The organism is Paenibacillus sp. FSL M7-0420 (genome assembly GCF_038002345.1).
In the GTDB taxonomy this organism is placed as follows: Bacteria; Bacillota; Bacilli; order Paenibacillales; family Paenibacillaceae; genus Paenibacillus_AQ.
In genome coordinates this window covers 2,185,982-2,199,285 of record NZ_JBBOCJ010000001.1, presented here as the reverse complement: position 1 = coordinate 2,199,285, position 13,304 = coordinate 2,185,982, and the positions used below count along the sequence as shown (strand labels likewise).

11 protein-coding genes are annotated in these 13,304 nt (G+C 54.9%); 7 read left to right on the top strand and 4 right to left on the bottom strand.

Going from position 1 to position 13,304, the window contains the following annotated elements; all coding sequences use genetic code 11:
• Positions 1-21: 21 nt before the first annotated feature.
• From MKX51_RS09250 to MKX51_RS09240, 3 genes are all read right to left on the bottom strand, one after another.
• Positions 22-1,383: an ABC transporter substrate-binding protein gene (locus MKX51_RS09250; protein WP_340942101.1), complete on the bottom strand. Its 1,362-nt coding sequence runs from the start codon at positions 1,381-1,383 to the stop codon at positions 22-24.
• 104 nt (positions 1,384-1,487) lie between these two features.
• On the bottom strand, positions 1,488-2,276 hold the full coding sequence (locus tag MKX51_RS09245) for a carbohydrate ABC transporter permease (RefSeq protein ID WP_051478036.1): 789 nt from the start codon (positions 2,274-2,276) through the stop codon (positions 1,488-1,490).
• Between the two features lie 67 nt (positions 2,277-2,343).
• Positions 2,344-3,198, bottom strand: coding sequence for a carbohydrate ABC transporter permease (locus tag MKX51_RS09240; RefSeq protein ID WP_036725519.1), 855 nt, complete (start codon positions 3,196-3,198; stop codon positions 2,344-2,346).
• A 352-nt stretch (positions 3,199-3,550) separates the two neighbouring features.
• On the opposite strand from MKX51_RS09240, the gene MKX51_RS09235 reads away from it, so the two are divergent.
• The 4 genes from MKX51_RS09235 (at position 3,551) to MKX51_RS09220 (ending at position 7,837) form a co-directional block, all read left to right on the top strand.
• A complete protein-coding gene (locus MKX51_RS09235) occupies positions 3,551-4,315 on the top strand; it encodes a sugar isomerase domain-containing protein (protein WP_081751153.1) in 765 nt (254 codons plus the stop codon).
• On the top strand, positions 4,312-6,123 hold the full coding sequence (locus tag MKX51_RS09230) for a family 20 glycosylhydrolase (RefSeq protein WP_340992137.1): 1,812 nt from the start codon (positions 4,312-4,314) through the stop codon (positions 6,121-6,123). Before MKX51_RS09235 ends, MKX51_RS09230 begins: the two co-directional genes overlap by 4 nt.
• The gene (locus tag MKX51_RS09225; protein WP_340942110.1) at positions 6,123-6,602 is read left to right on the top strand and encodes a GNAT family N-acetyltransferase; all 480 of its coding nucleotides are present in this window, start codon (positions 6,123-6,125) and stop codon (positions 6,600-6,602) included. The genes MKX51_RS09230 and MKX51_RS09225 overlap by 1 nt, the downstream gene beginning before the upstream one ends.
• A gap of 251 nt (positions 6,603-6,853) precedes the next feature.
• A complete protein-coding gene (locus MKX51_RS09220) occupies positions 6,854-7,837 on the top strand; it encodes a zinc dependent phospholipase C family protein (RefSeq protein ID WP_340992136.1) in 984 nt (327 codons plus the stop codon).
• 761 nt (positions 7,838-8,598) lie between these two features.
• Here the strand turns inward: MKX51_RS09220 and MKX51_RS09215 are convergent.
• The gene (locus tag MKX51_RS09215) at positions 8,599-8,787 is read right to left on the bottom strand and encodes a hypothetical protein (RefSeq protein WP_209994245.1); all 189 of its coding nucleotides are present in this window, start codon (positions 8,785-8,787) and stop codon (positions 8,599-8,601) included.
• Positions 8,788-9,079: 292 nt separating this feature from the next.
• Between MKX51_RS09215 and MKX51_RS09210 the strand changes: the two genes are divergently transcribed.
• The 3 genes from MKX51_RS09210 (at position 9,080) to MKX51_RS09200 (ending at position 13,118) form a co-directional block, all read left to right on the top strand.
• Positions 9,080-10,237, top strand: coding sequence for a glycosyltransferase family 4 protein (locus MKX51_RS09210; RefSeq protein WP_340992135.1), 1,158 nt, complete (start codon positions 9,080-9,082; stop codon positions 10,235-10,237).
• A 167-nt stretch (positions 10,238-10,404) separates the two neighbouring features.
• Positions 10,405-11,802: a transcriptional regulator gene (locus tag MKX51_RS09205; protein WP_340992134.1), complete on the top strand. Its 1,398-nt coding sequence runs from the start codon at positions 10,405-10,407 to the stop codon at positions 11,800-11,802.
• A 143-nt stretch (positions 11,803-11,945) separates the two neighbouring features.
• Positions 11,946-13,118, top strand: coding sequence for a copper amine oxidase N-terminal domain-containing protein (locus MKX51_RS09200; RefSeq protein ID WP_340992133.1), 1,173 nt, complete (start codon positions 11,946-11,948; stop codon positions 13,116-13,118).
• The last annotated feature ends 186 nt before the right edge of the window (positions 13,119-13,304 follow it).

Genomic DNA, 13,304 nt, shown 5'->3' with positions numbered 1-13,304 from the left:
GCTGTTCAGCGCTTCCAATTTTTACTTATTGGCGTCTACTATCTTCTGCAGCTCAGCCTGCGCCTTCTTGATGGTAGTCTCCAGATCCTGCTGTTTCAGGATGTACAGCTCGGTTTCTTTGGTAAAGGCTGTTTCCAGCTCGCCTTGATAGGTCGGCGGCACGCTGAGCGGTGCGGGCTTGGCATTCTTAATCACATAGGCCAGTGAGGCTTCGTCAATCTTGTCGGGGCTCATGGCACCCGATTTGACGCCGGCAATGAACTTGTCCACATCCTGCTTCTTCCACGCGGAATATACATTCTGCATCTGCTCGCCCTCTGTGGAGTACCAGCGGATGAAATCATAGGCTTCCTGCTGATGTCCCGACTTCTCCAGGATGCCTACATAGTTGCCGTTGGCAATGCTGACTCCCGCAGGTTGTCCGGCACTATTGGACGGCATCGGAGCGAACGCGGTGGTGAACGTAGCCGGGAATTCTTCCGACCCGCCTGCTTCGCCGATCATCCAGTTGCCGGTCACGATCATCGCGGCATGTCCGGTGAAGAACTCCGAGCGGTACGCAAGCTTCTGGGAGATGGTGTCGGCATACGGCACCGCTACTCCCGATGCCTCTGCCTTGCTGCGCAGCTCCAGGGACTGGCGGATCCCCGCACTGTCGATATTCACGATACCATTGTTGACCAGATTATTGTCCTTCTCCTGGTTGATGACGGCCAGCTCCCAGTACATGGCCCAGGTATGGAAATACGTACCGAAGGTCTTGGACGGCCCGGTGCCGCTGGTCAGCTTGGCTGCGTAATCAAGGTAATCGTCCCAGCTCCAATCGGTGGGAACGGCTAAGCCTGCCGCATCCAGCTTGTCCTTGTTCAGCAGGACGAAATAATTCTCCAGCGTATCCGGAAGTGCATATACCTTGCCGTCAACGGACGGATCAACCGTATACTCGTCTGTCAGCGTAATGCCTTCCTTGCTGATCAGGTCATTCAGCGGAGCCAGCAGTCCGAGTCCGGCACGCTGTGAATAGTCAGTTGCCCCCGGCATGAATACCACATCCAGGTTCTCGCCGGATGCGACGAGCAGATCCAGCTTCTTCATCCCGGCAACCGAATCGCCGTTGTCAGCCAGCTCCACGTATTCCAGTGTAATTCCCGGATGGGAATCCTCGTACGCCTGCAGAATCGGTTCCATATCCGCCGCAGGCGACCAGTTGGCGACTTTGATCGTTACCGGTTCTGCGGAAGGTGCAGCACTCTCCCCCGCCTCCGGTGCAGCCGTGCTGCCGGAAGTGGGAGTTGCACCATTGGTGTTGTTTGAATTGCCACAGCCCGCCAGGGCTACCAGAAGCACGATGATCCATACCAGAGCGAACACATTCTTTTTCATTACTAACACCCCTTCTAATGTGGTCTACAGTTCCATGCACTCCCTGACCATCCTATCCGCCCGCCTGTCTTCCGGTTATGCAGCTTCCGGGAACTTGCCAGCCCTCACCCCTTCACCCCCCCCAAGGAAATACCTTCGATCACCTGCTTCTGCCCGAGGATGAACACGACCAGCAGCGGGACAATCGCCGAGACCGAAGCCGCCATGATGAGCGAATAGAAGGCGCCGTTGCGGTCAGCGAAAGCATTCATGCCCAATTGAAGCGTATAAAGTGTCTTGCTGTTCAGGAAGACCAGCGGCGTCTGAAAATCATTCCAGGTCCAGATGAACCGCAGAATGGCATAAGTGGCAATGGCGGGACGGACCAGCGGGAACAGAATCGACAGGAAGATACGGATATGTCCCGCGCCGTCGATCTGCGCCGATTCGATATACTCATTCGAGAGTGAGGCAAAAAACTGGCGGAGCAGAAAGGTGCCCAGCACGCTGAACCCGCCAAGCAGGATCAGGCCCAGATGTGTATCGTACAGGCCGGTGGAGCGGAAGATAATGAACAGCGGCACCAGCGTAGCTTCCGCAGGAATCATATAAGTGGCCAGCACCAGTACGAAAAGTGCATTTCTGCCGGGAAAACGGATCTTGGTGAAGCCATAGGCCGCCATGCTGGACACCGCTACAGAGAGAAGTGTCGTGAGCGCTGTGACTTTAATCGAGTTCCAGTAATACAGGGTGAAGTTGGCTTTGCCGAACCAGACGGAATGATAGTTGAACGCCGCCCTCCATGTCTGCGGAATCCATTCGATCGGATATTTGAACACATCGGCCTCAGGCTTGAGCGAAGCGGACAGCATCCATATAAAAGGGAGCAGAAACACAATGCCCAGCAGTGCCATGATCAGGGTGATGATGGCTTTTCCCCAGTCCAGATTGCCTATTCTCACAGGTATGTGCCTCCCTTATCTAGTAATTGACCCAATAACGCTGTCCCAGCCACTGCAGGCCGGTAATGGCAAGCACGATGACGAACAGAATCATGACCATGGATGAAGCATAACCGGTCTGAAGATCGACAAATGCGGTCTGGTACATATCGTACACTACGACAGAAGTGGAGTTAGCCGGTCCGCCGTCCGTCAGCACCTTGACCAGGGCGAAGGATTTGAAATTGCCGATAATCCCGGTCACCAGCAGGAAAAAGGTCGTCGGCGTCAGCAGCGGAAAGGTAATGGAGCGGAACTGGGCGAGCTTGGACGCGCCGTCAATCGTCGCCGCTTCATACAGGTCGGCAGGGATATTCTTGATCCCGGCAATGTAGATAATCAGCGAGACCCCAAGGTCAATCCAGATCATCAGCAGCATGACCGATGGAAGCGCATACGTGGGATCGGCCAGCCATTTGGGCGGATTGTCCACCCCGATCGCCGACAGGAATCCGTTGACCGGACCGTACGAAGGATGGAAGAGTACCTGCCACACTACCGCCACAGCAACTACACTGGAGATCTGGGGCATGAAGTAGATGACCTTGAAGGCACCCGGCGCATATACATGACTCGTGATAATTACCCCGAGGATCAGCGCTATGGCCATCCCTACCGGCACCGCCAGCAGCATAATGAAGTTATTGCCCAGCGACTTCAGGAACACCTCATCCTGGAACAGCTGGCGGAAATTATCGAGGCCGCTCCAGCGGATCTTATCAAACCCGGTGACGAATGACCATTTGGTGAAGCTGAGCATGAAGGAGAATATCATCGGAATAAGTGTAAATACCAGCACCCCCAGTAGCATGGGTCCGACGAAAAAGTAGCCCATCCCCGCTTCTATCCGTTTTCTTTTTCTGCTGCCGGCGGTTGGTGTCTGATGGGACTGCGGTAAGGTAACTGACGTCTTCAAAGGCTCTGTCCCCCCTCTTGCGTGATCTTATCTCTCATTATAGAAAAGCAAAGAATTTTACATAAGCTACGATCCTGACCCGTTCAGAAAAATTTTTACCTGCCGCTGCGGATGATCAGCGTTCCCCGGACATCTGGTAACTGCTGTTGCAAATCGGTCAAAAACGGTGCAGATTTGCGCAAAATAGTTGATTTACTTGGTTTGCCCGCTTTGTTATCTTCTAGGCAAGCACACACGGGCTTGTACTTATAAACTTTTAGGAGGAATCCAGATGAACGCCAAGCCAGATATTATGTCCGCTTATATGGATACTATTGTTGAGCTGCTGAATGAGATCCGGAACGAACCGCAGGACAAGCTGCAGCAGGTGGCAGAGCTGCTTGCGGATCATATCGCACAGGACAAGCTGGTCTACCTCTACGGCCCGGGCGGCCATTCCAATATGAATGCGACTGAAGTCTTCTTCCGCGCCGGCGGCCTGATGCATATCAGCGCCATATTAGATGAAGGCACGATGATCTCGAACGGCGCTCTGCGCTCGATGGCCGTTGAACGCACTCCCGGCTACGGAACACTTGTTATTGAAGACAACCGGCTGGGCGAGGGCGATATTCTGATTCTTGCCAATGCTTACGGGATTAACACCGCCTGTGTTGATGCGGCTGTAGAGGCCCGTCGCCGGGGAGTCACAACGATTGCCGTTACTTCGGTCGGCCATGCTGAAGCTACGCCTAAGGATCATATTGCCCGCCACCCCTCAGGGCAGAATCTGTATGAGCTGTGCGACTATGTCCTGGACAGCAAGGTGAAGCCCGGTGACGCTGCGCTGCATATTGACGGAATTGAACCGAAGATGGGTTCGACCTCAACCTTCGCCAACGCTTTTCTGCTCAATTCCCTGATGATGACTACAGCGGCCTGTCTCGGGGCCAAAGGGATCGAGGTGCCGGTCTGGCGCAGCGGCAATGCTCCCGGCGGGGATGAGTGGAACAACCGCTTCATTGAACGCTTCAAGGGCCGGGTCCGCTGGCTATGAACCTTCAGCTGATTCCAGAGCCTCAGGTGGTGCAGAGCCGGGGACCGGAGCCGGTCAGCGGTATTAGCGGCTGGACGGTGCAGCTTCAGCTCCCCATGAAGGATGTCCGGTTGCTTGCGGCAGCGCAAAGGATATTCACAGAGGTGACGGTGTGTACTACGCATGACGGCAGCGGTGTATTCTCTCTGGTCACGGAGGGTACCCCGCTCAACCCGCTGATGGCCCGGCGGGTAGAAGGCAAGCATGACGGTTACGTTCTCATTACAGACACGGACCGGATGGAGCTGTATGCGCTAAGTGCTTCCGGCCTGTTCTACGGCATTAAGACGCTGGAGCAGCTGATAACCTCCGGCGAAGGCACTGTGCCTGCACTTACGGTTGCCGACTGGGCGGAGCTGAAGCTGCGCAGCGATTATCTCGATCTGCGCACGGTCTATCCGACCTATGAGCATATCCTGGAGTATATCGCGGAGATGGCCGATTATAAGATCAATACGCTGGTCATTGAATATGAAGACAAGCTGCCCTTCCGTAAGCTGGATTTCCTGCGGCATCCTGAGCTTGCCCTCACTGAAGAAGAACACCAGCGGCTGCTCAAGACCGCACATGACCACTTCGTCACCGTGATTCCGAAGCAGCAGTCCTTCGGCCATCTGGAATATATCCTGAAGCATCCGGCTTATATCGGTCTGCGCGAGATCCCGGAGACGGTCTCGGAGCTATGCCCGCACCGCGCAGGCTCCTTCGAGATGATGGCCGGCATTCTGGAGGAAGTGGCCGCCCTTCATCCGCACAGCGAATATCTTCATCTGGGCTGTGATGAGGTCTGGACCCTGGGCACCTGTGAAGACTGCAAGCGGTCCGGGCTTACCCCGGAGGCTTCGTTCATCCGCTTCGTCAATCAGCTGGCGGAGAAGACGGTCAGCCTTGGCAAGCAGCCGATGATCTGGCATGATATGATCATGCATGCGACTGCGGAAGAGATTGCGGCGCTGGACAAACGCATTATAGTCGTTGTCTGGATCTATGGCGGACACCGGATGAAGGCCGATGCCCGGCTGATTCTCCATAAGCTGCGGGATGCGGGCATTCAGACCCTTGGCGCTTCGTCCGTCCGCTGCTGGGATGATAACGGCGACCAGAATTATCCGGTCATCCATAACCGGGTCAAGAATGTGCAGGACTGGATTCAGCTCGCCCGCTCCGAGCAGCTGGAGGGCATTATTCATACGAACTGGGGTTGCCCGTTCTCGTTAGGCAGCCCCTACGGCTTGTTCGAGACCTCGCGTTATCCGGCTTTCTTCGCTGCGGAGCAGAGCTGGAACGTCGGAGCAGAGACCGGAACCTTCCTGACACGGTTCCTGCACCAGTTCCACGGCCTGCCTGCGGACCGGCTCAGCGGGGAAGAATGGGCGGATTATGCGGTAACCGATTATTACGCGCTGATTCCGCAGCTCCTGCCGGAGGTGAGGAAGAACCGCCTGACCGCCGAGCTGATCGACGCCATGATCCAGTATGAGATCCCGGCGCAGCGCCGCTCCCCGCTGCATACCTTCCTCTTCCGGGGAGCGATGTCACCGGGGAGCGAGGAAGTGCTGACCTTCCTCCGGGACAAATACCGGAGCGGATACGGGGATCTCCGGCGGGCCAAGCTAAGAATGCAGAGCGTGCTTGCCGAGCTGCTTGTGCCGCAGATGGCGGAGCTATTCATCCGCTCCCGTTTCTACCGGCCGGAGCTGTTTGAAGCAGACCTGCATGCCATGATTACCGATCTTGAGATCATAGAACAGAAAGCGGGGGATAGCTGATGCCTGATATGCTTGTGAAGCTATACGATCTGCCGGACAACGGGGCGCTGCTGGAGCGTCTGCGGGGACAAGGCATTGTTATTAAACGGGCGATGACCGGAGATAAGCAGGCTATTGTCGATTTTGTCGGCCGCCATTTCACGGAGAGCTGGCGGAATGAATGCGAGGTAGCCTTCGCCCACCTGCCCGTCCACTGCTATATTGCCGTGAAGCAAGGCGAGGTGATCGGCTTCGCCTGTCACGAGGTTGTAGTGAAGAACTTCTTCGGCCCCACCGGGGTGCTGGAGGATTACCGGGGGCTGGGCATCGGGAAGGCCCTGCTGCTGGAATGCCTGTCCGCGATGCACCAGAGCGGTTATGGCTATGCCATTATCGGCTGGGTGGCGGACGCCGTCCCTTTCTATGAGAAGACCGTGGGTGCGATTGCGGTCCCTGACTCTTTTCCCGGGGTATTCCGTGACCTGATCAGCATGGACTGAATACGATTTGTTTTGTGTGAGCACCCAGCAAACAGCGGCAGCCGGGACATTCCGTCCCTGACTGCCGCTGTTTGATGGGTTATTTTCCGGCCAAATGCAGGTCTATGGGTTCAATTGAGTTCATTCACAGAATTGTAAAAGAATGCAGGCTGTTTTATGCGGAATTTCTGATTTTCTTCTTACATACAAGGGGTAAAATATATGAATATCCTTAGTTGCGGCTGACACATGAACTGATAGGAGGAATGATCATGCCTAATATCTGGATGCATATCGAGTACGGGCGGCAGCTGGCCGGAGAATTCAGTAATCGGCTTCCGTTTCTTCAGCAGCTGGAGCAGCAGCAGCCTCTCTATCATCTTGGCTGTCAGGGCCCGGATATTCTGCTGTATCACAGCTTTCTCCCCTGGAGCAAGGATGCCGGGGCGCTACATCTCGGGGATCTGATGCATACGCGAAGCTGCGGGCCTGTTCTTATGGACTTCTGGGAGTCTGCGCGGAACCTTAGCGGGGCTGAAGGGGAGCAGGCCCTGCTCTACTTCCTCGGCTTCCTCACCCATCATCTGCTGGACCGCAATCTCCATCCCTATATTAACTGGAAGGCGGGCTATCAATACCGCGATCATCAGCGGTTCGAGATTGATCTGGACACGTTGTTCATGAACCGGCGGCGGAAGCTCAACACGTGGGAGAACCCGGCCTGGTCTCTGATTGACGCCGGCTCCCGCCTGCCCGGTCCGGTTCACCGCATCCTTCACACTACGGCCCTTAAGCATTACCCGGAGGCGATGTCCCGGTTGCCTGAAGAGATCTGGCAGACCTCTTACCGCGATATGGTGCTGGCCCAGCGCTGCCTGTATGACCCGAAGGGCTGGAAGAAGGCCATCACCTGGGGACGGACCCGCCTGCTGTTCTCCCGCAAGCTTACCGCGCGTGAGGAGCAGCTGGATTATCTAAATGAGCGGCACTCCGAATGGCGGCATCCCGCACTCTATTCCGAGGTCCGCACAGAATCGGTGTGGGAGCTATGGGAGGCGGCTCTTGCGGAAGGCCGGACGGTGCTCGGAGCGCTTGCCGATTGGCTGGAGTGCAAGGAACCCGCTGCAGTAAGGCGCAAGCAGGAGCAATTCGCACAGGTGCTGGGCAACCGCTCCTACGATACCGGCAAGGATTGCAGCATGAATCTGCAGAACCAATACGCCGAACCGATCTGGACAAGTCTCCCGGGCAGTTGAGGGTAGAGCGGAGATTGGAGAGCGGGTACGGTGGAACGGGGAACCGCCAACCTGGAACAGGGAGCCGGGCATCGGGAACTGTCAACCAGGATCGGGAACCGGTCACCGGGCACCGCCAACCTGGAACAGGAAGCCAGCTGCTTAACAAACACCTGACCCGTCCATATTACTGCCACGCTCTTCTCCACCTCAGGAAACAGGTGCCTGCCACTAACAATTGGAAAAACGTATCTTATTTCGCCAGTTTCTCAAGAATATCAGGTAACAAGTGGATTTTGGCTCTAGCTCCGATACCTGCCCAGGTACTTTACGCGGAACAGAGCACACAGCAAAATCATCCTACGGACGAATAAGATTACCTTCGTGCGAACACAATGTATACTGTTTTTCACATACATTTGGTCATATGCCTGCTTGCGAACACAATGTATACTGTTTTTCACATACATCTGGTCTATATGCCTGCTTGCGAACACAATGTATACTGTTTTCCACATACATTTGGTCCATATGCCTGCTTGTGAACACATTGTGTACTGTTTTTCACATACATTCAGCCCTCAGTCACATTCAGCATCAAGGTCATTTTACGAATCATTCCAAGAACTCATATTCACAAATGTACACATACCTTTTCTACAGTAGGAAACTTTAGTTTCCTATATAATCGCAAAACGCCCGGTTCCCCGGGCGCTTAGCATAATCTATCCACTATTCTTCTGTCAGTCAGTCTTTAGTCTGCTGTCAGACAGCATTCCAGCTTACAGCGGATCATTCGGAAGAATCTCCGGCGGGGCCGGCGGGATAATCTCGGGCTGCTCTGGCGGCACGATTTCGGGATGCTTCTCCGGCACAATCTCCGGCGGGATTACTACCGGCTCCGGGAGGATATCCGGCTTCACATCAGGGACAACCTTCGGCGGAACCTCCGGCGGCAGATCTTTGCTCATATCCATATACCTCCTTCATTCCTGATACCTCATGTATACCCGTTCCGCTCCTCCCTTAACCTTATTGTCCAAGTCCTTCCTGGTCTTCCCTAGTCCTCCCTAGTCCCCCTTGGTCTTCCCTTGTCCTCCCTTGTCCTCCCTTGTCTTCCCTTGTCCTCCCTTGTCCTCCCGGCTTCCCTCCGACCCTCCCTGTAAATCCCCCTCTTCATGCAAGATGTTTAACCTGCGGTTGATCTCCAAGTAATAGTTGGTTGTTAAGATCAAGGCAACAAGATTACTGGGAGGGATACCGATGCGTCTGGCTCTATTCACGGATACCTTTCTTCCGCAGACCAATGGGGTTGCCCGTACACTCGGCCGGCTGACCGGCCACCTGCACCGCCGGGGAATCGATCATCTGCTGTTCACGCCAAAATCCGCCCCGGAGAGCAGCTACCCCGATCCTGTCAGACCCGTGGCCAGCATCCCCTTTTTCCTGTATCCCGAGTGCAGGCTGGCCCTGCCCGGCATGTCCTCCATACAGAGTGAACTGACTGCGTTCGCCCCTGACCTGCTCCATCTCGCCACCCCTTTCAATATCGGCTTAACCGGCCTCCGGTATGCCCGCAAGCAGCAAATCCCCCATGTCGCCTCCTATCACACCCACTTCGACCGTTACCTCGAATATTACAAAATGAGAAGAATCCTCCCGCTCTACTGGAAATACATGAAGTGGTATCACCGTTCCTGCGATGCCGTCCTGGCCCCTTCCCGCGAGACCCTAACCAGCTTGCGCATGGAGGGCTTCACCCGGCTGCGTCTGTGGTCCAGAGGCGTGGACTGTACCCTCTACTCGCCGGAGAGAAGAAGCGAAGAGACCAGGGAACGTTACGGCAAGGGAGCAGCGCTGATGATGCTCTATGTCGGACGGATTGCCCCGGAAAAAGATCTCACCACCCTCCTTCAGGCTACGCAGCTCCTGCCGGAGTCCGTGCGTTCGCAGGTTCAGCTGGTGATTACCGGCGATGGCCCGCTGCTGCCTGAGCTTAAATCGCAGGCACAGGAGAATGTCACCTTCACCGGTGCCAGACACGGCGAAGAGCTGGCAGAGCTGTACGCCTCCGCCGATCTGTTCGTCTTCCCCTCCTGCACGGAGACCTTCGGCAACGTCGTGCTTGAAGCCATGGCGTCGGGGCTTCCCGTGATCGCCGCAGATGCAGGCGGAACGCGGGAGCTGATCGCACCCAGTGTCACCGGCATGCTGTTCGAGCCGCGCAGCCCGGCAGCCATGGCAGAGCAGATCTGCACCGCCGCCGCCAGGCCCCTGCTGTTGAGCGCAATGGGCCGCGAAGGGCGGCGCCAAGCCCTCCAACGCTCCTGGGAGCAGATTTTTGACAGACTGATTAAAGATTATGAAGAAGTCATCGAGCACCGCAGGATCAAGAATGAAGCAGGGATTTATACCGCCTGATCCGCTGTCTGCCCCCTATGAAGACTAAGCGTTCCTGGGACTATGGGAATGCTTTTTTCCATTGTTCACGGTTTCTCCCCATCACTCTATTGACCATTGGAATAATGACTTATATTATACACATATACAATAATCCAAAATATGGAATTCAGTCAGGCGGTGATCCCTTGAAGCCTCTCACAACGATTCGCAGTCATCTTGAGGCTTATCTCTATTCCCAGCAGTTGTCCATCAACCAGTTCTCCATTCTGTCCGGCGTTAATTCCGGCACCTTAAGCCGTATCCTTAGCGGCCAGCAGCCGATTGCCATGAACCACCTGAAATTGATTACCCGGGGCATGTCATTGCCGGAGGATCATTTCTATAGCATGTATGTCGATGAGTGCTTCTTATATTCGGCACCAACCTGGCGGCGGCTGCGCCCCTTCATCCTGAATTCAGCGGAGCTGGGGCGGCTGGACTGTATTGAGCTTGTAGTCAAAAATCTGCTGGACAACCTAACCTACGCTCCGATGCTTTTTGAAGTGGCCGAGGACCTGTTCCAGGAGCATCACTGGCAAGCGGCGGCCGTGCTCTACAAGAATATCAGCGCAAGCGAGAAGTATCAGCATTCCGAGCGGCTGGCCCTCTGCCAGTACCGTTTGTTCCGCATTACCCTCGGAGACAGCCAGACACTCAACCTCCAGGCTGCTCTTTTGTTCGAATGTTATATTGAACGGCTTGAGGTGCCGGATCAGCTCGATGGACTGAAAGCTCTGATGCATGTCTATTACTCGCTGCACAAGTGGGACAAGGTGGATGCCCTGGCCCAGGAGATGCACCGCCTTGCCATGCTCAGCTACCACCATCTGCACCGATCGCAGCGCAGGGACCGCCAGGATAAAAGCCCGGAGAAGCCGGTATTCTTCTATGCGCTGTATTCGCATCTGATGCGGGCAAGCGTGTGCGAAGAATTCCGGGACTATGAATCGGCGCTGAAATACGTAGCTCTATATATGGATAGGAGCTGGATACGTGAAAAAGGGGAAGACACCCGGCGCATCCTGGACCAATTCCAGGAGTGGGGCACGGCCAACACCCTTCTCTACCGGATGATGTCCGGTGATCATGGAGCGCTGCCTGAATATGTGGCCTATATTGCTCCGCAAGCCAGTGAGATTTTCGTTGCCCTGTACCATATTATGATCTCAGCCAACCGCTTCTCCTGGAATGTCGATGAGGTGCTTGAACAGTTCCCTTCCTATATCCCTTACCGGACCAACCTGAAGGACTTCGGGGAGCTTCACAACCAGCAGATCCTGGCCGACCAGTACTCTACCTTTCTCGCGGAATTAGCCAACTATTATTTACGCAATCACCGCCCCGAAGGAATGGGCTTCCTGCTCCAAAGTCTGGAATCTTCTGCTAAAATAAAGAGTGATAGCATAATCATTAAATGTGTGAATCTGTTTGAACAATTCCGGCATCAAGCCACTGAGGAACAGACAGAGCAATACAGACTTCTGATTGGAGAGGTGCAAGAATCCAATGATAAGAAAAATGATTATGCTTCTAGTGTCATGTAGCTTGGCCGTTATAGCTGTTCACCCCCTGGGGGGTTATGAATCTGTAAGAGAGACTACCGTACAATCCCAGGTTCAGCCTATGGGTCACGGGACGGGGGACGGCTGATCCAGCAGCGGCCGCGCCCGCAGAAAGGATGACGAACATGAAGATCAACCGGAGGTTATTACTCCTCCCCGCACTTGCACTGGCTCTGGCCGGAGGGGCTGAAGCCGTTCCGGCTTCGGCCAAGCCCGCCCCGAAGGTACAACTTCAATTAACCTACAGCAACGGAAGCGGGATATCAGGCATGGCCGGAGGCACCGCACAGATCAAGAACGGAGTCTCTTATATGCCGGCTAACCTGGTCACAATCATGGGTCTTGAGGGCAAGTGGAGTAATGCAGACAAAACCGCTACCTTCAGCGGGTGGAACAAAAGCTTCAGCATGAAGCTTGGTCAATCCACCGGCGTACTGGACGGGAAGAAGGTCTCCCTTGGAGGCACACCTTATATGGCGGATAAGCAACTGTATGTACCCGTCAAGTTTGTGGTAGCGGCTCTTGAAGGCGGGCCCGTAAGATGGGATGCCGCCACGAATACGATACGGGCCAATGGTCTGCATATGTACCGCGGTTATTCGGAAGTGTTCGACGGCGGAGTGTACTCCCTGTCGCTGGACAGCGGCGAGCTGTATTTGACCACGAAGCAGAACACCAGACATAAGCTGGCTGTTCTCGGCAGAGGGCTGGATGTAGTGGATTTCACCTTCGAGCGCACACCTGCCGGTCTGACTCTGCTTCAAGTCGTGAATTCGTATGGCGAGCCCCATGTACATGCAGGGTATTACACCTATCTAGTGAAGAACAACAGTGTGATCCGCCAGGGGCATACGAATATCCATACCTCCTTCGGCACAGCCCCGGTCTGGGCTGACGGCAAGCTGATTTTCAACGACGGCCGCACACTAAGGCTCATTGAGGATGGAACCGGAGCGGTCAGCGAGACCGTAAATCTACCGAAACTGCTGGGCACCACCGTTGCCCAGGATGTCTACTACAACGTCGAAGCCGTCTACCCGGATGTTCTGCTGGTCCGCCCTACAGACACCGCCTTCCTGACCCTAGTTGACCGTGCTACCGGTGAGCAGACTTTGTTATACAAGCAGCTACTCAGTGCAGAGCGCCAGCGCGAGGTAGAGCAGCCCGATTTCATGTTCCCGGGAGACTATATCTACTTCACCGGACGTACTGACAATGTCTTCACCTTCAAGCTTCACAGAATGGACGGCAGCCAGGATATCATCAAGACCTACACATGGCCCGGCAGTCAGAACTGAGGAACTGCACTTTCACATTCGATTGCACTCGGTTTTTCTGTGAAAATACGTCTCTTGCGATAAACGCACCACCTACGCGGCACCTCCAGTCCAATTGTGGTCGGTTTTTCGATTACATTTGGTCCGCACACCTCCGTGCTGCGTATTGTGATCGGTTTTTCGATTACATTTGGTCCGCTCGCCTCC